The sequence below is a fragment of the Streptomyces kaniharaensis genome, from assembly GCF_009569385.1.
GTDB lineage: Bacteria > Actinomycetota > Actinomycetes > Streptomycetales > Streptomycetaceae > Kitasatospora > Kitasatospora kaniharaensis.
On record NZ_WBOF01000001.1, the window covers coordinates 376,153 to 400,029 of the forward strand.

Annotated in this window: 22 protein-coding genes; 10 read left to right on the forward strand and 12 right to left on the reverse strand. The window is 71.9% G+C overall.

The window, feature by feature from the left end; translation table 11 throughout:
• Positions 1–30: 30 nt before the first annotated feature.
• The 5 genes from F7Q99_RS01720 to F7Q99_RS01740 all read right to left on the reverse strand — a co-directional run bounded on the left by F7Q99_RS01720 (position 31) and on the right by F7Q99_RS01740 (position 5,577).
• Positions 31–1,299, reverse strand: coding sequence for a sugar ABC transporter permease (locus F7Q99_RS01720; RefSeq protein WP_153465688.1), 1,269 nt, complete (start codon positions 1,297–1,299; stop codon positions 31–33).
• 80 nt (positions 1,300–1,379) lie between these two features.
• Positions 1,380–2,159, reverse strand: a complete 780-nt coding sequence (locus tag F7Q99_RS01725) for an ATP-binding cassette domain-containing protein (RefSeq protein ID WP_407697727.1) — start codon at positions 2,157–2,159, stop codon at positions 1,380–1,382.
• Between the two features lie 93 nt (positions 2,160–2,252).
• Positions 2,253–3,377 carry a sugar ABC transporter substrate-binding protein gene (locus tag F7Q99_RS01730; RefSeq protein WP_153459752.1) on the reverse strand — a complete coding sequence of 375 codons (1,125 nt, stop codon included), beginning with the start codon at positions 3,375–3,377 and terminating at the stop codon, positions 2,253–2,255.
• Positions 3,378–3,470: 93 nt separating this feature from the next.
• Positions 3,471–4,898, reverse strand: a complete 1,428-nt coding sequence (locus tag F7Q99_RS01735; protein ID WP_153459753.1) for a sensor histidine kinase — start codon at positions 4,896–4,898, stop codon at positions 3,471–3,473.
• A 1-nt stretch (position 4,899) separates the two neighbouring features.
• On the reverse strand, positions 4,900–5,577 hold the full coding sequence (locus F7Q99_RS01740; protein ID WP_153459754.1) for a response regulator transcription factor: 678 nt from the start codon (positions 5,575–5,577) through the stop codon (positions 4,900–4,902).
• 175 nt (positions 5,578–5,752) lie between these two features.
• On the opposite strand from F7Q99_RS01740, the gene F7Q99_RS01745 reads away from it, so the two are divergent.
• Positions 5,753–6,391, forward strand: coding sequence for a hypothetical protein (locus tag F7Q99_RS01745; RefSeq protein WP_153459755.1), 639 nt, complete (start codon positions 5,753–5,755; stop codon positions 6,389–6,391).
• A gap of 74 nt (positions 6,392–6,465) precedes the next feature.
• Positions 6,466–7,194, forward strand: coding sequence for a COG4705 family protein (locus F7Q99_RS01750; RefSeq protein WP_326846147.1), 729 nt, complete (start codon positions 6,466–6,468; stop codon positions 7,192–7,194).
• Positions 7,195–7,303: 109 nt separating this feature from the next.
• On the opposite strand, the gene paaK is transcribed toward F7Q99_RS01750, so the two are convergent.
• A complete protein-coding gene (gene paaK / locus F7Q99_RS01755; RefSeq protein WP_153459756.1) occupies positions 7,304–8,638 on the reverse strand; it encodes a phenylacetate--CoA ligase PaaK in 1,335 nt (444 codons plus the stop codon).
• A gap of 308 nt (positions 8,639–8,946) precedes the next feature.
• Between paaK and F7Q99_RS01760 the strand changes: the two genes are divergently transcribed.
• Positions 8,947–10,500: a serine/threonine-protein kinase gene (locus tag F7Q99_RS01760; RefSeq protein WP_153459757.1), complete on the forward strand. Its 1,554-nt coding sequence runs from the start codon at positions 8,947–8,949 to the stop codon at positions 10,498–10,500.
• Positions 10,501–10,513: 13 nt separating this feature from the next.
• Here the strand turns inward: F7Q99_RS01760 and F7Q99_RS01765 are convergent, their stop codons facing one another.
• A complete protein-coding gene (locus tag F7Q99_RS01765) occupies positions 10,514–10,771 on the reverse strand; it encodes a hypothetical protein (RefSeq protein WP_153459758.1) in 258 nt (85 codons plus the stop codon).
• A 339-nt stretch (positions 10,772–11,110) separates the two neighbouring features.
• Between F7Q99_RS01765 and F7Q99_RS01770 the strand changes: the two genes are divergently transcribed.
• Positions 11,111–12,277, forward strand: a complete 1,167-nt coding sequence (locus F7Q99_RS01770; RefSeq protein WP_153459759.1) for an ROK family transcriptional regulator — start codon at positions 11,111–11,113, stop codon at positions 12,275–12,277.
• 98 nt (positions 12,278–12,375) lie between these two features.
• Here the strand turns inward: F7Q99_RS01770 and F7Q99_RS01775 are convergent, their stop codons facing one another.
• Entirely contained in the window at positions 12,376–13,152 is a 777-nt protein-coding gene (locus F7Q99_RS01775; RefSeq protein WP_326846148.1) for a GntR family transcriptional regulator, read from the reverse strand.
• 333 nt (positions 13,153–13,485) lie between these two features.
• Between F7Q99_RS01775 and F7Q99_RS01780 the strand changes: the two genes are divergently transcribed.
• Positions 13,486–14,292, forward strand: a complete 807-nt coding sequence (locus F7Q99_RS01780; RefSeq protein ID WP_326846149.1) for an exodeoxyribonuclease III — start codon at positions 13,486–13,488, stop codon at positions 14,290–14,292.
• A 131-nt stretch (positions 14,293–14,423) separates the two neighbouring features.
• Here the strand turns inward: F7Q99_RS01780 and F7Q99_RS01785 are convergent, their stop codons facing one another.
• Both F7Q99_RS01785 and F7Q99_RS01790 read right to left on the reverse strand, forming a co-directional pair.
• The gene (locus F7Q99_RS01785; RefSeq protein WP_153459761.1) at positions 14,424–17,174 is read right to left on the reverse strand and encodes a cation-translocating P-type ATPase; all 2,751 of its coding nucleotides are present in this window, start codon (positions 17,172–17,174) and stop codon (positions 14,424–14,426) included.
• Positions 17,175–17,211: 37 nt separating this feature from the next.
• On the reverse strand, positions 17,212–18,159 hold the full coding sequence (locus F7Q99_RS01790) for a polyphosphate kinase 2 family protein (protein WP_153459762.1): 948 nt from the start codon (positions 18,157–18,159) through the stop codon (positions 17,212–17,214).
• 272 nt (positions 18,160–18,431) lie between these two features.
• On the opposite strand from F7Q99_RS01790, the gene F7Q99_RS01795 reads away from it, so the two are divergent.
• The 3 genes from F7Q99_RS01795 to F7Q99_RS01805 all read left to right on the forward strand — a co-directional run bounded on the left by F7Q99_RS01795 (position 18,432) and on the right by F7Q99_RS01805 (position 21,570).
• Positions 18,432–18,962 carry a DUF1269 domain-containing protein gene (locus tag F7Q99_RS01795; RefSeq protein WP_230210134.1) on the forward strand — a complete coding sequence of 177 codons (531 nt, stop codon included), beginning with the start codon at positions 18,432–18,434 and terminating at the stop codon, positions 18,960–18,962.
• Positions 18,963–19,027: 65 nt separating this feature from the next.
• On the forward strand, positions 19,028–19,744 hold the full coding sequence (locus F7Q99_RS01800; protein WP_153459763.1) for a CPBP family intramembrane glutamic endopeptidase: 717 nt from the start codon (positions 19,028–19,030) through the stop codon (positions 19,742–19,744).
• Positions 19,745–19,893: 149 nt separating this feature from the next.
• A complete protein-coding gene (locus tag F7Q99_RS01805) occupies positions 19,894–21,570 on the forward strand; it encodes an alpha/beta hydrolase (RefSeq protein WP_153459764.1) in 1,677 nt (558 codons plus the stop codon).
• Positions 21,571–21,688: 118 nt separating this feature from the next.
• On the opposite strand, the gene F7Q99_RS01810 is transcribed toward F7Q99_RS01805, so the two are convergent.
• Complete coding sequence (locus tag F7Q99_RS01810; protein ID WP_153459765.1) at positions 21,689–22,117, reverse strand: DUF7144 family membrane protein; 429 nt, start codon at positions 22,115–22,117, stop codon at positions 21,689–21,691.
• Between the two features lie 368 nt (positions 22,118–22,485).
• Between F7Q99_RS01810 and F7Q99_RS01815 the strand changes: the two genes are divergently transcribed.
• Together F7Q99_RS01815 and F7Q99_RS01820 are read left to right on the forward strand one after the other, a co-directional pair.
• Positions 22,486–22,989 carry a DUF6325 family protein gene (locus tag F7Q99_RS01815; protein ID WP_153459766.1) on the forward strand — a complete coding sequence of 168 codons (504 nt, stop codon included), beginning with the start codon at positions 22,486–22,488 and terminating at the stop codon, positions 22,987–22,989.
• Between the two features lie 23 nt (positions 22,990–23,012).
• Positions 23,013–23,294 (forward strand): SHOCT domain-containing protein, encoded by a 282-nt coding sequence (locus tag F7Q99_RS01820; protein WP_153459767.1) that lies wholly within the window; start codon positions 23,013–23,015, stop codon positions 23,292–23,294.
• A gap of 77 nt (positions 23,295–23,371) precedes the next feature.
• Here the strand turns inward: F7Q99_RS01820 and F7Q99_RS01825 are convergent, their stop codons facing one another.
• Positions 23,372–23,872: a DUF7144 family membrane protein gene (locus tag F7Q99_RS01825; protein ID WP_153459768.1), complete on the reverse strand. Its 501-nt coding sequence runs from the start codon at positions 23,870–23,872 to the stop codon at positions 23,372–23,374.
• Positions 23,873–23,877 lie beyond the last annotated feature (5 nt).

The following is a 23,877-nucleotide window of genomic DNA, read 5'->3' on the forward strand; positions in this document are numbered from 1 at the left end:
CAGCATAGGGCCCCGCCGTCGCGGTGGCCCTCACGCGCGACCGGCGGCCTTCTGGGTGCGCCTGGCCAGCGAGTCGACCACCACGGCGGCGAGCAGCACCGCACCGGTGATCATGAACTGGATGGCGTTGCTCAGGCCCTCGATGTTCATCCCGGACTGGATCGAGCCGATCACCAGCGCGCCGAGCAGCGCCGACCAGGTCGAGCCGCGCCCGCCGAACAGGCTGGTGCCGCCGATGACGGCCGCCGCGATGGCGTTCATCAGCAGGTTGCCGCCGCCGGAGGTCTGGCTGGCCGACTGGATCTGCGCGGCCAGGAAGAGGCCGCCGACCGCGGCCATGGTCGAGCAGATGGTGAACACGCTGATCCGGATCCAGGGGACGTTGATACCGGCGCGCCGGGCACCTTCGATGTTGCCGCCGAGCGCGAACACCTGCCGGCCGTAGCCGGTGCGGCGCAGCACGAAGTCCAGCACCACGATGAAGATCAGGAAGATCAGCAGCGCCAGCGGCAGGCCCTTGTACTGGTTGAGCGTGTAGGCGGCGAGGAAGGCGACGATCGCGAGCATGGCGCTGCGCAGCACGATGTCGGTCATCGGCCGGTACGGCACCCCGGCCGCTCTGCGCCGGTTGGCGTCGAACAGCGAGGCGACGACGAACAGTGCGACGCCGATCGCGGCGGTGCCGTACGCGGCGATCTCCTGGCCGTAGATGGTGCTGTAGAGCCGGGAGACGATGTCCTTGCCGGACAGGTTGACGGTGCCGGTGGCGCCCAGCACCTGCAGCATCAGGCCGTTCCAGCCGAGGTTACCGGCGAGGGTGACGACGAAGGCCGGCACGCCGACCTTGGCGAAGAACAGGCCCTGGATCAGGCCGACGGCGGCCCCGCCGCTGAGGGCCACCAGCAGGGCCACCCACTCGTTGACGCCGTGGGTGACGTTCAGGACGGCGTACAGCGCCGCGCACAGGCCGCTGACCGAGCCGACCGACAGGTCGATCTCGCCCAGCAGCAGCACGAACACGACGCCGATCGCGATCATGCCGGTGCCGACGATCTGCTGCGACAGGTTGGACAGGTTCTGGGCGGAGAGGAAGGTGCTGTTGAGGCTGCCGAACACCGCCCAGATCACGATCAGGGCCAGCACGACGGGCAGCGAGCCGAGTTCGCCGCTGCTGAGGCGGCGGCGGAACTCGATGGCGTAGCCCTTGATGCCCTCCTGGCGGACGATCAGCCGGGGGTCCACGGCCGGGGTGGCCTCGGGCGCCACCGGGACGGGCGCGTTGACGCCGCCCGTGGGCATGGTGTCCTCGGGCAGCGGGATGTGGTGGCGTTCGGGCCGCTGGGGCTCGCCACCCGCAGGGCTCCCGGGAATGTTCTCGCTCACTGGGAGCCCTCCTGGCCGCGGGCCTGCCGGCGGGTCACGGCGTTGTCCGTGGCGCCGGTGATGGCCGAGATGATCTCTTCCTGGTTGGTGTAGCGCTTGTCGAAGATCCCGTTGTTGCGGCCGAGGCGCAGCACCGCGACGGTGTCCGCGACGGCCATCACGTCCGCCATGTTGTGGCTGATGAGGATCACGCCGTGGTCCTGCTCGCGCAGCCGCTCGACCAGGTCGAGGACCTGGGCGGTCTGCTCGACGCCGAGGGCGGCGGTGGGCTCGTCCAGCATCACGACCTTGGGCGAGCCGATCAGCGCGCGGGCGATCGCCACCACCTGGCGCTGGCCGCCGGAGAGGGAGGCGACGGGGATCCGCACGCTGGGGATGCGGATGGAGAGGGTGTCGAGCAGCGCCCGGGAGCGCTTCTCCATCGCGACCTCGTCGAGGATGGTGAAGCGCCGGATCTCGCGGCCGAGGAAGAGGTTCCCGACCACGTCGAGGTTGTCGCAGAGCGCGAGGTCCTGGTAGACGGTGGCGATGCCCAGGTGCTGGGCGTCCTGGGGGCGGTGGATGGCCACCGTCCGGCCCTGCCACTCGATCGTGCCCTCGTCCGGCTGGTGGACCCCGGCGATGGCCTTGACCAGGGTGGACTTGCCGGCGCCGTTGTCGCCGACCAGCGCCACCACCTCGCCGGCGTGCACCTCCAGTTCGATGTCGGTGAGCGCCTGGACGGCGCCGAACCGTTTGGAGACCCCGCGCAGGGCGAGTACGGTCTCACCTGCCACAGTGACCAACTCCCTTGCCCCGCCTCCGGGGTGGAGGCGGGGCATATTCGTGTGGGGACGTCTTCGTGTGGGGACGTCGCGGCGACGCCCGGGCTACTGGAGGCCGGCTGCCTTGCAGGCTTCGGCGTAGTCCGGCGTGCAGATCTGCGCGACGGTGTAGAGGCCGTCGGCGACCACGGTGGTCTTGATGTTGTCCTTGGTGACCACGATCGGCGTGATCAGGTTGGCCGGCACCTTGTTGCCGCTGCCGTTGGTGACGGTGGTCGGCGCCAGGGTCGAGTCCAGCGGCTTCCCGGCGGCGAGCGTGATCGCCATCTGGGCGGCGGTGTCGGTCTCCGGCTTGAACGGCTTGTAGATCGTCATGGTCTGGGTGCCCACCAGAATCCGCTGGATGGCGTCGAGCTGGGCGTCCTGACCGGTGAGCGGGACGCTCAGGCCGGCCGCCTTGAGCGCGGTCGCGATGCCGGCGGCCATGCCGTCGTTGGCCGAGTAGACGCCGACGACGTTGTTCGCGCCGATGGCGGTGATCCCGGCGGCCGCCTCCTGGTTGGCGGTGTTCGGGTCCCACTGGGGCGTGTCGTACTCCTTGCCGATCTTCAGTTTGCCGTCGATCGCGCTGTGCGCGCCAGCCTTGAAGTCGGCGGCGTTGGGGTCGGTGGGCGAGCCGTTGATCATGATGATCGAGCCGGCGTTCGCCTTGCTGCCCACCGCCGCCACCAGGGCCTGGCCCTGCAGTTCGCCGACCTTGTGGTTGTCGAACGAGACGTACGCGTCGACGGGCCCTTGGGCGAGGCGGTCGTAGGCGACCACCTTGACGCCCGCGTCGTGGGCCTTCTGGACGGAGGACTGGATCGACTTGGAGTCCACCGCGTCCAGGATCAGCACCTTGTTGCCCTTGGTGAGGGCGGTGTCCACCTGGGTCTGCTGGGTCGTGGCGTCCTGGTTGGCGTTGTAGTAGTCGATCGTCGCTTCCGGCGCCAGCTCCTTGATCTTCTTCTCGATCAGGGGGCGGTCGAACTGCTCGTAACGGGTGGTCTTGGTCTCCGGCAGCAGGAGACCGATCTTCACGGGGCCGACCGCGCCCGCGCTGCCGCCTGCGCTCGCGCTGCCCGACGTACCGCCACTGGACGCCTGCTTGGCGCTGCCACAGGATGCTGCGCCGAGGCCGAGGGAAACCACTGCGGTCACCGCGACCACGCGGCGAAGCCCGATGCTCATGAGGATGCCTCTCCGGTTATGAGTCCACCCCCTTGCTCCGAGTTTGGGAAGTTCCGGCCGCCGGCACGACCGCAGGTGCGCCGAACGGGTAACTCAGCGCCACTTCGCGGCCAGCGGAAGGGTCGCCGTCAGGCGGGCGCCGGCCGGGGTGGGCGTGACGGAGAGGGTGCCGCCGTGATGGCGGGCGATGTCGCGGGCGATCGGCAGGCCGAGGCCGCTGCCGCCCTCGTCGCGGCTGCGGGCGTCGTCGAGGCGGGTGAAGCGTTCGAAGACCCGCTCGTGGTCGGCGGGCGGGATGCCGGGGCCGTCGTCCTCGACGTCCAGGACGGCCATGCCGCGGGCGCGGTCGGCGGCCAGCCGGACGCGGACGGTGCCGGACGCGTGCCGGTCGGCGTTGTCGAGCAGGTTGGTGAGCAGCCGGCCGAGCCACAGCGGGATGCCGTCGACGGCGACGCCCGGGGCGAGGTCGGTGGTGCGCCGGTGCGGACCCGCGGAGCGGCCGAGCACGGTGTCGGCGACCAGCGCGGTGAGGTCGACGCGCTGCCGGGGCCGGTCCTCGGCTCCGCCCGCGTCGAGGCGGGCGAGCAGGAGCAGGTCGGTGGCGAGGCTCTGCAGCCGGTCGGTGTCCTGGAGCGCGCCGTGCACCAGTTCGGCCCGCACCGCCGGGTCCGGGTGCGTGTCGGCGACCTCCAGCTGGGTGCGCAGCACGGCGAGCGGGCTGCGGAGTTCGTGCGAGGCGTCGGCGATGAACTGGCGCTGGCGCCGTCCGGCGGCCTCCAGCCGGTCGAGCATCGCGTTCATGGTGGCGGCGAGCCGGGCGATCTCGTCGGCGGTGCCGGGCTCGGGTACCCGGCGGTGCAGGTCCCGGCCGGTGATGGCGTCCACCTCGGCGCGGATCGCCTCGACCGGGCGCAGCGCGTGCCCCGTGACCCGCCACGTGACGACGATTCCGGTGAGCAGCAGCAGCGGGCAGCCGACGGCGAGCCCGGCCTGGGTGATGTCCAGCGCCTCGTCGGCGGCGCGCAGCGAGGCGCCGGCGTAGACGGTGACCGGCCCCCCGGGGGTGTCGGCGGTGACGGCGGTGAGCCGCTGGCGATGGTGCTCGTGCAGCGGGTCGACGTCGTCGGTGGTGTGCGAGCCGGTGCGCCGGGCGGGCGTGAGCGCGGGCCGTCCGGCCAGGTTGGGGCTGGCGGCGAGGACGGTGCCGTGCTCGTCGACGGCCTGGATGAAGTCGGTGCCGTGGCCAGTGTGCAGGACGGGTGAGAGCCGTCCCTGGGCAGCGAGTTGGGCGACGGACTCGGCCTGCTGGCGGGTGGCGGAGGCGGCGGAGGCGACGAGGTCCATGCGCAGGACGACGAGCAGTCCGGCGCTGGCGACGACGAGGGCGGCGCCGAGCACCGTTCCGGCTGCGGCGGTGGCCCGGGCGCGGACCGTCCGGGGGACGAATCCGCCGATCCGGGGTCCGCCGATCCGGGGTCCGCTGATCCGGGGTCTGCTGATCCGGGGCGGGAGTCGGCGCATCTCAGCCACCGTCCGGGTCGAGCCGGTAGCCGGCACCGCGCATGGTCTGCAGTGCGGCGCGGCCGAAAGGAGCGTCGATCTTGCGGCGCAGGGCGTGGATGTGGACCTCGACGATGCTGGGGTCGGCGTCGTGGCCGGCGTCCCACACGTGATCGAGGATCTCGCGCTTGGAGACGACCGTCCCGGCGCGGGCGGCGAGGTGTTCCAGGATGGCGAACTCGCGGGCGGTCAGGTGGGTGGGGGTGCCGGCCCGGGTGCAGGTGCGGGCGTTGGCGTCGAGTACCAGATCGCCGAGGGTGTGCCGGCGGGGGCGCTGCTGGTCGATGCGGCGGTGCAGGGCGCGCAGGCGGGCGAGCAGGACGACGAACGAGAACGGCTTGGACAGGTAGTCGTCGGCGCCGGTGTCGAGGGCCTCCGCCTCGTCCCACTCGCCGTCCTTGGCGGTGAGCATGAGGATCCCGGCGCGACAGCCGTTGGCGCGCAGCCGGGCGCAGACCCGGTAGCCGTTGAGGCCGGGGAGCATGATGTCGAGGACGATGACGTCGTAGGGGTGGCGGTCGGCGAGGGCGAGGCCTTCGGGCCCGTTGTGGGCGGTATCGACGGTGTGGCCGTCGGACTCCAGGCCGCGGCGCAGCGCGGTGGCCATCCGGTGTTCGTCCTCGACGACGAGTATGTGCATCCGATCAGGGTGCCAGGTGCTCCTTCTCGATCTTCGCGGGGCTCAAGCGGGGCTTAAGGGGCGTGTGTGGGCCCGCGCCGGCTTAAGCGCAGGTTCAGGGACGGTCCGCCATGATCGCCGGGCGCGGCCCGGGCGGTTCCGGGCGCGAAGAGCAGCCGAGGCAAGGAGAACGCCGATGACCGACTCCACGTCGTCCACCACCCCGCTCGCGGAGGGCCCGGAGGAGGTCCAGGCATCAGTGCCGAAGCGGCGCCGGGCGGCGCGGCTGCGTGCCTGGGCGGGTGGCCGGGAGCGCCGGATCGCCGCCGGGGTGGCCGCCGTCGCGCTGGTCGGCGCGGGCGGTCTGGCGCTCGCGGTCGCGCACGAGGGTCACGGCCGGGAGCACCACCGGGCGATGAACTGGGCCGAAGACGGCCAGGGCGAGCACGGCTCGTCCGACTCGTACGGCGACCACGGCTCGTACGGCGACCGCGGTGAGGGCCATCGTGAGGGCGGCCGGCACCAGGGCGGCGAGCAGCGCGGCCCGGGGTCCCGCGAGCAGGGTGACCGGGGTTCGCGCGAGGAGGGCGGCCTCGCCGGCCGCACCGCTCCGGCCCCGCTCCCCTCGGTCGCCGCCTCGACCGCGCTGGAGAAGGCGCAGGGAGCCGTCCCCGGCGGCCGGGCCGAGTCGCTGCGGTGCACCGCCCAGCAGGGCGGCTCCGTCGGCTGGGCCGTCGTGGTCGTGGGCCAGGACGGTGTGCGGCACCTGGTGACCGTGGACGGCGCGAGCGGCGAGCTGACCGGGAACACCGTCGTCGACGAGTCGGGCCGCTGAACGTGGCCCTGCACTCGACGTTGGCCCCGGAGCCGCTCCGCCCCGGCACCCGGGCCGCGGAGGGCACGGCCGGGGTGAGCAAGGCCCCGACCGTGGACGCCTGGTTCTGGCTGGTGAAGATCCTCACCACCGGCATGGGCGAGACGCTCTCCGACTTCCTCGCGCACACCGTCGGGCCGGTGCCCGCGGTGGCCGCGGCCGGCCTGCTGCTGGCGGTGGCGCTGGTGGTCCAGCTGCGGCTGCGCCGCTGCGTGCCCGGGGTGTACTGGGCCGTGGTGGTGCTGGTCAGCGTGTTCGGCACCATGGTGGCCGACGTGGCGCACGTCGCCCTGGGCGTGCCGTACGCGGTGTCGGCGGGCGCGCTGGCGGTGGCGCTGGCGGCGCTGTTCGTGCTCTGGCACCGGGTGGAGGGCTCGCCGGCCATCGACCGGGTGACGGGGCTGCGCCGGGAGCTGTTCTACTGGGCCGCCGTGCTGCTGACGTTCGCCCTGGGCACCGCCGTGGGCGATCTGACGGCCGCCACGCTGAACGCCGGCTACCTGCTGTCCGGCCTGGGCTTCGCCGCGCTGATCGCCGTCCCGGCGGTCGCGGCGCGGGCCCGCTGGGTGGGCCCGGTGGCCGGGTTCTGGTGGGCGTACGTGCTCACCCGTCCGCTGGGCGCGTCGTTCGCGGACTGGGCGGGCGTCGGCCCGGACAGGGGCGGTCTGGGCCTGGGCACCGGCCCGGTGAGCCTGGGGCTGGCCGCCGTGATGACCGTCGCCCTCGTGCTGTCCGCCCGCGCGGCACGGACACGCCGGGGCTGAGCCGGGCTGGACTGCCCACCACCTGGCGTCTACATTGCTGTAGACGCGCCGGAGGCGTACGGCGTCACCCCGGACACCCGTACGCCTCCGGCGGGCCGCGTCCGCGGACTCACCCGCGCTCGTCGACCACCCGCTTAATCTTCCCGACCGAGCGCTCCAGCGTGTACGGCTCGACCACCTCGGCCGTGACCGTCACGCCCACCCCTTCCTTCACCGCCCGGACGATCGCCGCCTCCGCCGCCGCCCGCTGCTCGGCCGGCGCGTCCGGCCGCGCCTCCACCCGCACCGTCATCGCGTCCATCCGCCCCTGCCGGCTCAGCCGCAGCTGGAAGTGCGGTGCGACTCCCGGCGTGCGCAGCAGGATCTCCTCGATCTGGGTCGGGAAGACGTTCACACCGCGCAGGATGATCATGTCGTCGCTGCGCCCGGTGACCTTCTCCATCCGCCGGAACGCCGGCCGCGCGGTGCCCGGCAGCAGGCGGCTGAGGTCGCGGGTCCGGTAGCGGATCACCGGCAGCGCCTCCTTGGTGAGCGAGGTGAAGACCAGTTCGCCGCCCTCCCCCTCCGGCAGCACCTCGTCGGTGAAGGGGTCCACCACCTCCGGGTAGAAGTGGTCCTCCCAGATGTGCAGACCGTCCTTGGTCTCCACGCACTCCTGGGAGATGCCGGGGCCGATCACCTCGGAGAGGCCGTAGAGGTCGACCGCGTCGAGGTCGAGCCGCTCCTCGATCTCGCGCCGCATCTCCTCCGTCCACGGCTCCGCGCCGAAGATCCCGACCTTCAGCGAGGTGGTGCGCGGGTCGATGCCCTGCTTCTCGAACTCGTCGAGCAGCGTGAGCATGTAGGAGGGGGTGACCATGATGATCTCGGGCCGGAAGTCCTGGATGATCTGCACCTGCCGCGCCGTCATGCCGCCGGAGGCCGGGATCACCGTGCAGCCCGCCCGCTCGGCGCCGTAGTGCGCGCCCAGCCCGCCGGTGAACAGCCCGTAGCCGTACGCGATGTGCACCTTGTGCCCGGGCCGGCCGCCGGCCGCGCGGATCGAGCGGGCGACCACGTCGGCCCACATCGACAGGTCGTTCTCGGTGTAGCCGACGACGGTCGGGCGGCCGGTGGTGCCACTGGAGGCGTGGATGCGGCGGACCTGCTCCATCGGGACGGCGAACAGGCCGAACGGGTAGCCCTCGCGCAGGTCGGCCTTGGTGGTGAACGGGAAGCGGGCGAGGTCGGCGAGGGTGCGGCAGTCCTCGGGCCCGACCCCGGCGGCGTCGAACTTGCGGCGGTACAGCTCGACGTTGTCGTACGCGTGACGCAGGGTGGCCCGCAGCCGGGTGAGCTGACGGGCGCGCAGTTCGTCGACGCCCATCCGCTCGCCGGCGTCCAGCAGTTCGGGCGGGATCGGCTCGCCGAGGCGCCCCGGTGCGCCGGGTGCAATGCTGGTCATCGTCGCTCCTTCACAGGTCGGCCGAGCCCTGAGCGCCCCCTACCGATCGTTCGGCCGGGAGATCCCAGGCCAGTAATCCAGGACCCGAACGCCCTGTCAAGACACCTCTCGCAACACCGCCAGGACACCTCAGGGTGGCGGGAGGCATTCCGGAATGCGAAGTTCCGGCACGTTCGGGATGACATCGCACCCCGCGATTGACTAGTCGATATGAAAATCATTACGAAGCTTTACCCGGATGCGGCCTCGACCGGGCACACCGCGTGGTTCAGTAGTGCGGCCTCCCCCGCCCACCCGGAGTGATCACCTTGTCCACGACTCCCGCCCTGGTCAGCGCCCTGCGCGAACTCGGCGACCGGCCCGCCGTCGTCGCCGGCGGACGCTCGATCAGCGGCATCGGCCTCCTGCTCGGCGTCTCCCCGCCGGACGGCCTGCCCGGAGCCATGGCCAAGCGGGTGGCCGCCCACACCGCACTGTCCACGACCGGCGCCCGCGCCGCCGAACAGCGGCTGCGGCACTGGGCCGGCGTCCTGGGCCCGCCGCCGATCCGGCACACCGTCCTCCACCCCGCCACCGACCTCGCCGTCGAACTCGCCCTCGCCACCCTCCTCGCCGGCGGCACCGTCCACTGCGGCGACCCCGACCAGCACCCCCGCGACCAGCTCGCCGCCCTCGCCGCCGGCGCCACCACCCACCTCAGCCTGCCCTCCCACCTGCTCTGGCGCCTCAGCCGCGTCCCCGACCTCGCCGAGCACGACCTCTCCGCGCTGCGCCTCGTCCTGCACGTCGGACCGGAACCCCGGCAGGACGACGTCTACGCCGCCGTCGACGCGCTCGGCGCCGTCGTCGCCCACCTCCGCGAACCGCACAGCGACGCCGAGGCCGCCGAACACCGCCTGCGCACGGCCGTCGCCGCCGCCACCGCCACCGCCTGGAAGCACGCCATCGGCATCACCGCCGACCAGATACGCGTCTTCGGCGAGCGCCTCGACCACGCCGTCCTCACCTCGCTCCTGCTGACCCTCCAGCAGTACGGCGTGCTCACCGACCCCGCCACGGGCCACACCGGGGCCGAGATCCTCGACGCCGTACCCGTCACCCCCGAGTACCGCCCCCAGGTGCCGCGCTGGCTCGACGCCCTCACCCGGCACCGCCTGATCGGCCGTCACGCGGACGGCTACCACGGCGCGCCGCCGCTCACCGCCGCCGAGGTCCGCGAGACCTGGCGCACCGCCGCCGACGCCTGGGCCGACGGCCTCGGCCCCGCCGCCGCTCTCGACCGCGTCCGACGCGCCGCCGGCCGGCTCCCCCGCGTCATCACCGGCCAGGAGCCGCCCCGCCCCGCCGTCCCCCCGGTCCGCTCGGCCGCGGCCCGCGGCTACCTCGGCGCCGCGATCGGCTCCCTCGTCCGCGGCATGGCCGAGACGCACGACGGCACCGCGCCGCTGCGGGTCCTGGAGGCCTGCGACGGCACCGACACCGCCATCGCCCGGGCCCTGTCCGCCCGCCCCCGCCAGACCGTCGAGCACCACGCGGTGGCCGACGGCGGCCGGTTCGACGTCGTCGTCGCCACCGGCTCCGACTCCGGCTCGGACTCTGACTCCGACGACCCGGACACCACCGTCGCCCGGCTCGTCCGCCTGCTCGCCCCCGGCGGGCGGCTGCTGCTCGTCGCGCCCATCGAGGAGCAGCTCGACCTGCTGCTGACCGGCGAGCCGGGCTCGCTCCCCGCGGCGGCCCCGGTGGAGCACTGGCGCGCGGCACTGACGGCGGCCGGCTGCACGACCGTCCTCGGACTGCCGGAGGACGGGCACCCGATGGGACTCCTGGGGCAACACCTGTTCGTCGCCCGCGTGCCCTGATCCGCGGCTACGATCAGCCCATGTCCGCCTCGCCATCCCGGTCTTCCCGCCTCGCGAACTCGGTGCTGTCGATCGCCTCCCTCGGCTCGGCGCTCTCGATCGGTTCGGTCGGCTCCTTCCTGTCGATCGGCTCCGTCGGGTCGTTCCTCTCCGTCGGCTCCATCGGGTCGGCCGCCTCCATCGGCTCGATCGGCTCCTTCTGCTCCGTCGGGTCGATCGGCTCCTTCTGCTCGATCGGCTCGATCGGGTCCGCACTCTCCGCTCGGTCCATCGGCTCGTGGCGCAGCGTCGGTACCGTCGGCGGCGCCCGTTCCCGCCGGCCGGCGCCGTCTCGTGAGCCCCTGGAAGGTCGGCTCGTGGCCGGCCGGTGAAGCCGTGGTCACACACCGCCACCCGAGGCGTTCCGTTTCGGTGGCGAAGCCGGGGTGAGCTGCGAGGATCCTCGCCCGCCGGGCCCGCACCCGGGTAGCATCCGGCATGCCCCCGGCGCAGGCGGCCTCCCGCCGCCCTGCCGTGAGCCGGGCGGCGCACTCTCGCGGGCCATTCGGTGGTCACCGCGCACTCGGCACCGCGCGCCAGGGCAGTCGCGCGAAAGGCGAAGGGCAGCGTCTTGGCGGATCGGCTCACCGGAGGGGACTCCTCGCTCCTGCGGCGGATCAACGCCGCGGTCACGCTTCGGGCGTTGCGGGCCGGCCACTCCGTGACCCTCACTCAGCTCGTCGGCGAGACCGGCCTCTCCCGGCCCACCGTCGAGGGCGTCATCGAGGGCCTGGTGGAGAGCGGGCTGGTCGCCGAGGTCGACCAGCCCAGGGACGACGGCCACCCGGGCAACGGGCGCCGCGGCCGGCCCGCCCGCTGGTTCCGGTTCCGGGCCGAGGCCGGGCACATCCTCGGCATCGAGATCGGCGTCCACGACGTCCGCGTCATCCTCGCCGACCTCACCGGCCAGGTGGTGGGCAGTCACGTCAGGCCCGTCGACGAGGCCCTGGCGGCCGAGGGCCGGCTCGCCGCCGCCCGCACCGCCGTCGCCGAGGCGCTGCGCAGGACCGGCGTCCCGCGCGACAGCCTGTGGGCCGTCGGCGTCGGCACCCCCGGCATCGTCGACCGCGCGGGCACCGTCCGGCTCGGCACCGCGATGCCCGGCTGGACCGGCCTCGACCTCGGCGCCCGCCTGCGCCGCTCCTTCCGCTGCCCCGTCCTGATCGAGAACGACGCCAACCTCGCCGCCATCGCCGAGCACTGGCAGGGCGCGGCGATCGGCGCCGACGACGTCGTCTTCGTCATGGCCGGCCTCAGCCCCGGCGCCGGCTCCCTCATCAACGGCAAGCTCCACCGCGGCTACGGCGGCGCCGCCGGCGAGATCGGCGCCCTCCACCTGCTCGGCCGGGAGGTCACGCCCGAACGCCTCCTCTCCACCACCGGCAAGCCCCTCAACCCCCTCGACGAGGCCGCCGTCGCCCGCGTTCTGCGCCTCGCCCGCGAGGGCGACGAGGTCGCCCAGGTCGCCATGGACCGCTTCCTGACCCGCCTCGTCCAGGGCGTCGCGGCGCTCGTCCTCGCCATCGACCCCCAACTCGTCGTCATCGGCGGCTGGGCGGCCGGCCTCGACGGCGTCCTGGAGCCCCTGCGCGAACGCCTCGCCCGATTCACCCTCCGCGCCCCCGAGGTCGCGCCGGCGGCCCTGGGCTCCGAGGTCGTCGCGATGGGCGCCCTCCGCGTCGCCCTCGACCACGTCGAGGACCAGCTCTTCGCGGTCGACCCGCCCGCCCGCGGCTGACCCTCGCAGGGCGGCGCGGTCGGCGCCGCTCAACGGCCGAGGCCCGGGCGCCTGTTGGGGCGTCCGGGCCTCGTTCCGACGGTCGGGTTCGGGACGGTTCAGGAGGCGGTGCGCACCTCGCGGGTGACGCCGACCGGGGCGACGTCGGCGAGGCCGGTCTCGCCGAAGGTCAGCTTGCAGGTGTCGGCACGGTAGGTCGAGACGGCGAGCGCGACCAGGCGGCCGGCGGAGACGTACTGGGTGGTCATCACCAGCACCGGCGAGCCGGGTGGGCGCTCCAGGAGGCCGGCCTCGTCGGCCTCGGCGACGCCCAGCTCGACGGAGCGGGACTCGCCGTCGACCTCCAGGCGCTCCAGCTGGCGCAGCACCGAGCGGGCGCGGTCGCTCTCGGCGCGGAAGCCGGGCAGGTGCGGCAGGGCGGACGCGGGCACGTGCAGCGACTCGGTGGCCATGGGCCGGCCCTCGACCAGGCGGACCCGGCGGACGGTGTGCACGGTGGCGCCCTCGGCGACGCCGAGGTTCCCGGCGAGCTGCGCCGAGGCCGGGGCGGTGGTGCAGTCGACCGTGCGCCAGGCCTTGCTGCGGCCGGCGCCGGGCCACCCCTCCTCCTGCCGGTTGACCGGCACGCCGACCCGCGGGGCGGCGATCAGGGTGCCGATGCCCCGGCGGCGGACCAGCCGGCCCTCCAGCTCCAGCTGGTCGAGCGCCTGCCGAAGGGTCGCCCGGGCAACGCCGAAACGGGCGGCGAGCTCGCGCTCGTTGGGGAGCACCTGGCCGGTGGAGAACTCCGAATCGATGGCGCGGACCAGCACGGTGCGCAGGTGCCAGTACTTCGGTTCCGGAGCCGCGGTGGGCTGCTGCCCTGTCGTTTCCACCGTGTCCTCCACCTTGTTGTGCCCACCCCGCCGAGGGACGGGGGCGAAAGGAGGGCGGATCCCGGGCCCGCTGTCCGCCGTTGCGGCACGTGGGAGAGCCAGGCTTTATCCGTCCTTCTTTATGAAAGGTCCTTGCAGTAAGCGACCCTAGGGGCTTCGTCCGAAGATGGTCAAGACCAATGGCACGCGTTGACACGGCCGTCGCACGGGCTCATACCGCGTTCACACCATTCGGTGAGGAGCACGACGGCGAGGAGCATGACGGCGAGGGGCACGACGGCGAGGGGCGCGTCACGCTTCGGCCCCTCCGACTCCGCTCGGTAGTCTGCCCGGGTGATCGTGGTGACAAGTGCGAATGTGAACGGGATCCGGGCGGCGGCCAAGAAGGGCTTCATCGAGTGGCTGGCCGCCACCGACGCCGATGTGATCTGCCTGCAGGAGGTGCGCTCCGAGCCCGAGCAACTGCCCGTCGAGCTACGCGACTTGGAGGGCTGGCACGCGGCCTGGGCCCCGTCCGCCGCCAAGGGCCGGGCCGGCGTCGCCATCCTGTCGCGACAGGAACCGCAGCGGACCGCGATCGGCTTCGGCTCGCAGGAGTTCGACGACTCGGGCCGGTACCTCGAAATCGACCTCCCCGGACTGACCGTCGCCAGCCTCTACCTCCCCAGCGGCGAGGTCGGCACCGAACGCCAGGACGAGAAGGAACGCTTCATGGCGGAGTTCCTCGACCACCTCACCGCCCTGCGCACCCGCGCCGCCGCCGACGGCCGCGAGGTCGTCGTCTGCGGCGACTGGAACATCGCCCACCGCCCCGAGGACCTCAAGAACTGGAAGGCCAACCAGAAGTCCGCCGGCTTCCTCCCCGAGGAACGAGCCTGGCTCTCCCGCGTCTACGACGAAGCCGGCTACGTCGACGTCGTCCGCGCCCTCCACCCCGACCGCACCGGCCCCTACTCCTGGTGGTCCTACCGCGGCCGCGCCTTCGACAACGACTCGGGCTGGCGCATCGACCTGATCGTTTCCACCGAGAACCTCGCCGACAAGGCCGTCGAGGCCTACGTCGAACGCGCCGCCACCCACGCCGAACGCTGGTCCGATCACGCGCCCGTCACCGCGGTGTTCGACGTCGGCGATAACTGACCTACTGCTAGCTACCGTTGAGCAGAGTCCAGAGTCGTCCCCGGCCTGCGGCCTCCCACCGTCGAACCTTCCGGCAAGCGGCCCTACCCGTGCCAGGCGGGTGTACAACCCCGGTCACGCCCGGCAGCCAGTCACGCCGGTGACCGCGGAGCACCACGAGTCCCGCTGCGGGCGCTCGGTGATCTGCGGGCCAGGAGCTTGCCAAGCTCCCACAGCAGCAGGAGCGCGACCGCGGCGAGCAGGGCCCACCCGAACTGCCGGGCGTTGATGTCGGTGGTGCCGAGGATGCGGTTGAACGCGTCCATCTGGGTGACGAGCACCGCCAGGACGAACTCTCCGAGGGCCGCCAGGTTCATCTGCTTGCTGTCGAAGGTGCGGACGGTCAGCACCGAGCCGCGCTCGCTGCGGCACTCGTAGGCCGCCACGATCAGGCAGAGCGCGAAGGCCGTGAAGGCGATCGAGTTGCCGATGTGCGCGCTGTGGTAGTGCGCCTGGCCGAGCTTGATCAGACCGAGCAGGGCGACCGTGACGGCCAGCCCCGCGAGTCCGACGGTGATCACGACGGGCCTGGTCAGCACGGACTCCCCTCGCGGACGCGGGGTGCGCCGCATCAGTCCCGGGCTCTCCTGGTCGAACCCCAGGGCGAAGCCGAACGGGGCGTTGACGACGAAGTGGATCCACAGCACCTGCGGCGGGGTGAACGGCTCGCCGGCGGCGATGTTGAGGATCGCGGCTCCGAGGAAGGTCAGCACGAACGTCACCAGCAGCACCAGGACGAAGCGGATGTACTTGGTGAGGTTGTCGTAGAGCTTCCGGCCCTCCTCCACGGCGTAGACGATGGTGGCGAAGTTGTCGTCGGCGAGGACCATCCGGCTGGCGTTCTTCGCCACATCGGTGCCGCTGCCCATGGCGATGCCGATGTCCGCGGCCTTGATGGCGGGCGCGTCGTTCACCCCGTCGCCGGTCATCGCGACCACGTCGCCCTTCTTCTTGAGCGTGGCCGCGAGCAGCACCTTGTGCTCGGGCGCGACGCGGCCGACCACGCCGATGTCGTCGATCCGGGCCAGCCGCTCGTGCTCCGGCAGCGCCGCGAAGTCGGCGCCCAGCATGGCCTCGCCGCCGATGCCGAGCTGGCGGGCGATGGCGGCGCCGGTGGTGACGTCGTCCCCCGTCACCATGCGCACCCGGATGTGGGCGGCCTGCGCGCTGGCGACGGCGGCCTTCGACTCCTCGCGGGGCGGGTCGACCATGGCCACCAGGCTGGTCATCCGCAGGTCGGTGACGAGCGCCAGCAGGTCGCCGTCCGGGTCGAAGTCGACCGGGTCCAGGTCGCGGTAGGCGGCGGCCATCACCCGCAGTCCCTCGCCACCCATCCGCTCGGTCTGCGACCGGGCGCGTGCGCCGAGGTCCTCGTCCCAGGGGATGCCCGCGCCATCCGCGAGTGCGGTGGTGGCGCGGGCCGTCACCGCGGGGGCAGCGCCCTTGACGAAGCACCGCACCACCGGTCGGCCGTCCTCGTCCTTCGCCTCGTTGAAGCTGGCCATCAGCTTGTAGCCGGGGTCGAACGGCAAGGTCGCGAGGCGGGGGAAGCGCTCCCGGGTGGCCTCGATGTCCAGTCCGGCTTTGTGGCCGAGGACGAGCAGGGCGCCCTCGGTCGGGTCGCCGACGACCTCGCCGTCGACCAGCTTCGCGTCGTTGGCGACGAGGTAGGGCAGGACGGCGTCCTCGATGCTCGGGGAGGAGCCCGCGGCGTGGTGGATCCTCCCGTCGAGGCGGTAGCCGGTGCCGGAGACGGTGTAGCGGTCGGTGGGGCTGAGCACCTCCACGACCGTCATCTGGTTCATCGTCAGGGTGCCGGTCTTGTCGGAGTTGATGGCCGAGGTGAAGCCGAGCGTCTCGACGGACGGCAGTTCCTTCACGATCGCGTTGCGCTTGGCCAGGTTGAGGCTGCCGACGGAGAGGATCACCTGGCTGACCGTGGGCAGCGCCTCCGGGATGGCCGCGATCGCCAGCGAGACCGCGCTGACGAACAGCGCGTCCCACGCCTGGTCGCGGCTGCGGCCGAGGGCGAACATCACCACCATGGTCAGGCCGGCGGCCGCCGCGATCCACAGCGTCAGCGTGTTGAGCTCGCGGGTGAGCGGCGACTCCTCCTTCTCCGTGGCCGACAGCATCCCGGAGATCTTGCCCAGTTCGGTCTCGGCGCCCGTCGCGGTGACGACGAGCAGTCCGCTGCCATGGGTGACCGGGGTGTTCATGAACGCCATGTTCGTCTGGTCCCCCGGGGCGAGCCGTTCGCCCGTCAGGGTGCCCGCGTCCTTCGCCGCCGGGACGCTCTCGCCGGTCAGCGCCGACTCGTCGATCTGCAGCGAGCTGGCCTCGACGATCCGTCCGTCCGCCGGCACCTCGTCGCCCGCCGAGACGAGCACGATGTCGCCGACCACCAGCTGTTCCGCGGAGATCTCCGCCTCAGCCCCCTCCCGCCGGACCCGCGCCGTCGCCTCCATCATCGACTTCAGCGCGTTCATCGCACTCTCGGCCTTGCCCTCCTGGCGCAGGCCCACGACGGCGTTGAACAGGGTGAGCACGAGGAGCAGGATCGCGGTGGTCCACTCCTTGATCGCCAGCGAGACCACCGCCGAGGCCACCAGGATGATCTGCATGTAGCTGCGGTACTGGTCGAGGAAGCGCAGCCAGCCCGGCTTCTGCTTCTCCTCGGGGAGCGCGTTCGGGCCGTGGGAGGCCAACAGCTCGGACGCCCGGGCGGCGGTGAGCCCGACCGCAGGGTCGACGTCGAGCCGGGCCGCGACCTCCTCCGGTGTCCGCGTGTACCAGGGAAGCGGGGACTCCTGCGGTCCGGGCCGGTCAGCCTGCTCCGCCATCTTCACTCCTCAAGATCCGGGCTGGTCCGCCGAAGCGTCAGTCGGTCCGGTGCTTCGCCGCGTACGGGTCACGCGCGGCGCCCCTGGGGGCCTCCTTCTCCAGTCGGCGCTTGGCCGCGAGGAGGTCCTTCCCGGCCTGCTCGTCGACCGTGGGGTACTGCGGATCGATCCCGATCAGGGTGTGGGCGAGCACCGCCGCCGCGCAGATGCGCGCGAACCACTTGCGGTCGGCCGGTACGACGTACCAGGGTGCCCACGGCGTGCTCGTGGCCGACAGCACGTCGGAGAACGCCTCCTGGTAGTCGTCCCAACGCTCGCGCTCGCGGATGTCGGCCGCGGAGAACTTCCAGTTCTTCTCGGGCAGGTCGATCCGCTTCAGGAAGCGGGTGCGCTGCTCCTCCTTGGAGAGGTTCAGGAAGATCTTCACCACCTTGATCCCGTTGTCGGTGAGGTAGCGCTCCCAGTCGTTGATCTCCCGGTACCGGCGGTGCCAGACCCCAGGGCCCTTCGCCTCCTCCGGCAGCTTCTGCCGGTCGAGGTTCTCCGGGTGGACACGCACCACGAGGACCTCCTCGTAGTGCGACCGGTTGAAGATCCCGATGTCCCCACGTGCCGGGAGCCGCTGCGCGTACCGCCACAGGAAGTCGTGGTCGAGCTCCTCAGTGGAAGGCACCTTGAAGCTGCTCACCTGGACGCCCTGCGGGTTGACCCCGCTCATGACGTGACGGATCGTCCCGTCCTTCCCGCCGGCGTCGAGCGCCTGGAGGCAGAGCAGGACTCCGTAGGTGTCCTGAGCGGCCAGCCGGGCCTGGTACTCCGACAGCAGCGACACGCCGGTGCGCAGCAGCTCCGCGGCCTCGCGCTTCTTCATGCCCGCCTTGTAGCGGGGATCGAAGTCCTCCGCGAGGTTCACCCGCGACCCCGGCTCCACCCGCAGCGGCTTGATGAACTTCGCAATGCGCTTGGCCGTCCGTTTGTCCGACATCGCCCGCACCAGTTCCTCTCGGGTCCGGCAGGAATCGCGCAGCCCGCCAGGTCGCCCCATCCGCACCGGCATCCACGACGCGGGCCGAACCGGGACCGACCAGCACGGGTGAGTGCTACCTGCCACGCTGTGGCCGCCGGACACCCGCGTCAATCCGACAGCGCCCGTCCGGGCAGGCCTGCCCACAGCCGCCCGGCAGCGGCGGTCTTCCGGCAGCCCTTGGTCGTTCGTCCGGCAGCCGTGGGTGGCGACGGCAAGAGACCGGGCCGACGATGGGGCTGTCGCGCATTTCCCTGCGATCGGAGGCCATGATGGCGACCCTGACGGTATGGCGCTTTCCCAGCGCGACCGGAGCCGAGGAAGCTCTCGCCACGCTGAAGAAGCTGGGGCGCCAAGAGCTGATCAAGGTCCAGGACGGAGCCGTGATCACCTGGCCGGAAGGTGCCAGGAAGCCGAAGACCCGCCACCTGAGCGACATGACCGACATGGGCGCCTTAGGTGGCGCCTTCTGGGGCTTCCTCCTCGGGATGATCTTCTTCGTCCCCCTTCTCGGCGCGGCGGTGGGCGCGGCCGGAGGCGCGCTGGGGGGCCACCTCGCTCACCTCGGCATCGACGAGGGCTTCATCAAGCAGGTGCGGGAGAAGGTGACGCCCGGCACCTCCGCATTGTTCGTGCTCAGCTCCGACGCCGTGCTCGATCGGGTCAGATCCGCGTTCGAGGGCTGGCACGCCGAACTCCTGGAGACGAACCTCTCGGCGGACGAAGAGGCCCGGCTGCGCGAAGCGTTCACCGAAGGCGAGTGAGAACCTGACGGCCGAGGACCAGCGTGGCGGGTGGGCAGCGTGGGGCGCCGTACTCTGAAGGTCTGATGCGACTTCGCCGCCCGGCGGCTCCCGGGATCGTACTGGCCTCGGTGTTGACCGTCCTGATTCTGGTGAACCTCGCCGACAACGGTCTCCTGCCGTCGCTCGGCCTGGCCAACGCCGCCCTGACGATCGCGGTCCTCACCGTGATCGTGTGGTGGGCCGGCGGCACCCGGGACGACGTCGCCCTGGGCAGGGGAACGATTCGGCGCGGCGCGATCTGGGCGGCGGCCCTGATCGGCGTCGTCGCCACGGTCTACCTGGTCGCCGCTCTGCTGCCGTTCACCCGTGAGCTGTTCTCCGACCGGCGCAGCGCGCACCTGCCCGGTGGAGAGGTGGCCCTGCGCGTGTTCGTCGCCGTCCCGCTGGGCACCGTGCTCCTCGAGGAGTACGCCTTCCGCGGCGTGCTGTACGGGCTGATCCGGCGCTACCGCGGCACAGTCACGGCAACCGTCACCTCGTCGCTGCTGTTCGGGCTCTGGCACGTCCTCCCCTCCCTGCACGTGGCCACCCAGAAACCCGCGCTCACCGCGGTCTTCGGCCACACCCCCGTCGGTGCGGTCATCGCCGACCTCGGCGCGGTGCTCTTCACCTCAGCCGCCGGTGTGCTCTTCTGCGAGCTGCGCCGCCGCAGTGACAGCCTGCTGGCACCGATCGGGCTGCACTGGGCGACCAACGCGCTGGGCTATCTCGCCGCGTACGCCCTGACGCGGCTGGCATAGCCACCCCAAGGGTGCGGACCGCTGGCACCACGAGCGCCCACGGGCGATCATTTGGGGCAGAAGACGCGGCCGCCGAGCCAGCTCTGGACACACCGCAGGTGGGCCGCTCGCACCCCGTGTCGTCCGCTCCCAGTCGATCGGTCGCCGCCTTGAACACACACGCCGAGGACCCGGAACCCGCGAAGAAGTTCGCGAGGTTCCGGAAGCCGCCGAATCTCACGCTTCCCGGCTGCTGGGGCGCGCTCGTTCTCTCGTGCCTGTCCTTCACACCATCGCTGCTGCCACGCGGTGGCTTCCTCCAGGGCCTGATCTGGGGCATCGCCGCTGCCATCGGCTACGGGCTCGGAGTACTCGCGGCATCCGTCTGGCGCGCTTTCGCCGACCGGGAGCCCAGGCACCCCAAGCGCATGGCCTGGCGCACATTCCTCATCAGCGCGGCCGTGCTGCTCGTCGTCTTCTTCGGGCTCGGGCAGTACTGGCAGTACCTGATCCGCGGAATGATGGGGGTCCAGGACTACAACATCGCACTCGTCGTTCTCTCGCCCGTCGTCGCGGTAGTGGTGTTCGGTCTCCTTCTACTGATCGGGCGCGGCCTTCGGGCGCTCTACCGCAGAACCGCGGACGTACTCGGCCGCCGCATCGGGCAGCGCGCGGCCAGGGCGACCGGCTGGATTCTGGTCTCCGGCCTGGCCTACCTGGTGATCACCGGTCTCCTGCTGGACGGGTTCGTCGGCATCGCCAACCAGGTGTTCTCACTTCGCGACGGCGCGACCCCGGAGGGCGTGCACCAGCCCGCCAGCACCCTGCGCTCGGGTGGGCCGGGCTCGCTCGTCGCGTGGGATTCGCTCGGACGGCAGGGGCGCGGCTTCGTCGGCACCGGCCCGTCGGAGGGCGACATCGCGAGGTTCACCCATCGCCCGGCCATGGAACCGATCCGGTCCTACGCCGGTCTGTGGTCATCCGGCGACACCGCGTCCCGTGCCGAGCTGGCGGTCAAGGATCTCGACCGCGCGGGCGGCTTCCAGCGCGCGAACCTGCTCGTGGTGACCACGACCGGAAGCGGCTGGGTCGACCCGGCGTCGGTCGACACCTTCGAGTACCTCGGCGGCGGTGACACGGCGACGGTGGCGATCCAGTACTCCTACCTGCCGTCCTGGATCTCCTACCTCGTGGACCAGTCCAAGGCCAGGGCCGCCGGCCGCGATCTGTTCGACGCGGTCTACGACGTCTGGTCGAAGCTGCCGCAGGCGACCCGGCCGAGACTCTTCGTCGCCGGGGAGAGCCTGGGGTCCTTCGGCGGTGAAACGGCGTTCAGCGGCGAGTACGACCTGCGCAACCGCACCTCGGGCACGCTGTTCGCCGGTCCGCCCAACTTCAATACCCTGTTCCGAGAGTTCAGTGACAACCGCGCCGCCGGCAGCCCGGAGATCCAGCCGGTCTACAAGGACGGCCGGACCGTGCGCTTCACGAACGACCCCGCGGCGGGGGCTCCGCCCGCAGATCAGCCATGGACGGGTACCCGGGTTCTGTATCTGATGCACAGTTCCGACCCGATCGTCTGGTGGAGCCCGCACCTGATCTTCAACGAGCCCGACTGGATCGCCGAAACGCCTGGCAAGGACGTGCTCAAGGGGATCGTCTGGATCCCGTTCGTGACGTTCTGGCAGGTCACCGCCGACCTTCCGTTCTCCACCGGCGTTCCGAGCGGCCACGGCCACAAGTACAAGGCCGAGTACGTGGACGGCTGGAATGCCGTACTCCAGTCTCCCGGGATCTCCGCCCAGGACCTCGACGTCCTCAGGAACGTCATCGCAGAAGGGGGATGACCGATCACCGCGGGTCTTGCCCGGGCGTCGTTCGGGAACCCGGCCCGGCCCCTGGAGGGATGCGAGGATCCGGGCCGGCCCCGCTGTCAGGGCCCGGGGCGGGCGCCTTCGGGGGTCATCAGGCCTCCTTTCTGGTCGTGCCGACACACAGCGCCCAGATGACGAAGGCGTCGATCGCGATCAGGACGACGGCCCAGAACGGGTAATAGGGCAGCCACAGGAAGTTGGCGATCATTTCCAGCCCGGCGACGACGACACCGACGACACGGGCCCAGACAGCGCCGGTGAAGAGCGCCATGCCCGCCAGGACGACGACGATCCCGAGGATGAGATGGATCCATCCCCACCCTTCGGTGTTCATCGAGTACACGTAATGACGGGTGACGACTATCAGGCTGTCCTTGGTGATGGCGGCGACCCCCTGGAAGATCGCCATGATGCCGCCGGAGATCAGCATGACCGCGGCGAAGATGGTCCACCCCGTCACAAAGGGGCGGTGTTCGGGCACCTGGGTGGTACGGCCGCCTCCGGTAACACTGCCGGTCATGACATCAACTCCTTCTGTGGCCACCGCCTCGCGGGCAGCGGGAGACGGGAGGTAAGAGCAGCTGAGCAGAGGGGCTCCGGGGAAACCTCGCCGGGGCGAGGGGGGCTCGTATGACAACCGCCTGGGAAGCTCGACCGGCGGAAGGACCCGGAACGGAAGCCCTACGTTCACCGTAGGACCGGACCCTCCACCTGTCGTGGGCAGCATGGACCGCGGCTACGGCCCGTACCGCCCCACACGGTGCTCGACACCGGCCGCTCCCTCACCCGGGGCAGGTGATCCGTGGACGGGGTGTCGGCCCCTAGCGTCGAAACCAGCGCCCGGCCCGGCGGACCGGGCGACGGACTCCACGTGGAAGGAGCACCGCCATGGCCGAGGACGTCCTCGCCGAGACCGGGCCCATCGACTACCTGGTGGTCGAGTTCCCCGGCAACCGCATGACCGGAGAGGGGCTCCCGCTGCTGATCGACTTGGTGGACCGGGGTGTGATCCGCATCCTGGACTTCGCGTTCGTGCGCAAGGACACCGACGGCACCGTCACGGGTATGGAACTGGCCGACTTCGACGGCGACGGCCTGCTGGACCTGGCCGTCTTCGAGGGCGTCGGCTCGGGTCTGCTCGGCGCCGACGACCTGGGCGAGGCCGCCGCAGTCCTCGAGCCCGGGAACTCGGCCGGTGTGCTCATCTACGAGAACACCTGGGCAGCGCCGTTCACCTCAGCCCTGCGACGGGCCGGCGCCCGGGTCGTCGCCAGTGGCCGGGTGCCCCTGCCGGACCTGCTGCGTTCCCTGGACGAGCTGGACGACGCCAACGGGACGGACCGGACGGACGCGTCGGGCGGCTCCGCCCCCGGGCCGTCCGCCACCGAGTGAGCCGCCGAGAGGAGAGACGCGTCATGCCTGGATTGCTGCGCGGTGTCGCGCGCACCGCCGTCGTCGCCGGAACGGCAACCGCCGTGTCCAACCGGGTCTCCCGCCGTCAGGCGGGTCGTTGGGCCCAACAGGACATGGCGGCCGAACCCGCGCCGCCCCCGCCGCCCCCTGCTCCTGCCGCGCCCGCGGCGACGAGCATGGACGAGAAGCTCGCCCAGCTGCAGCAGTTGGGGCAGCTGAGGGACCAAGGAGTCCTCACGGAGGAGGAGTTCGCGGCGCAGAAGCAGCGGCTTCTCGCCGGCTGACCTCCGTCGACACGGCGGCCCCCGTCCCGGTCAGACCGGGACGGGGGCCGCCGCCGCGTCCGTATCGAAGCCCGTATTCACGCCCCGGTGCCGGGCCCGGAACCCCGCTCGGCCCGTACCGGGGGCGCTGTGCCGTCGGCCGTCGGGGCCCACTGCTCGGACGTACTCTGGGCGGTCAGGCCGTAGATGCCGATCACGTCGATCGCGATGACGGTCACCGACCAGAGCGGGTACGAGGGAGCGAAGACCATCTGCGCGAAGGCGTTGAGGCCGAGCACGACGACGCCGGTCCAGCGGGCCCACTGGGCACGAAGGGCCAGCACGCCGTAGGCCGCGGCCAGCTGGGCGACGGCCAGGAAAAGGATCGCCCAGCCCCAGGACCGGAGGTCGCCGAAGACGTAGTGGGCGTTGCCGACGAAGAAGTGCGACCGCGCGATGGCGGCGATGCCGTCCAGGGCGTTGAGGGAGCCCAGCAGGATCAGCAGCACACCGGCGAAGGTGATCAGTCCGGAGCCTGTGCTGCCGCTTCCGCGGGCGCCGGCTGCCGGGTCTTCACCGTGCGGGGCGGCGGTGGGCATGGTTG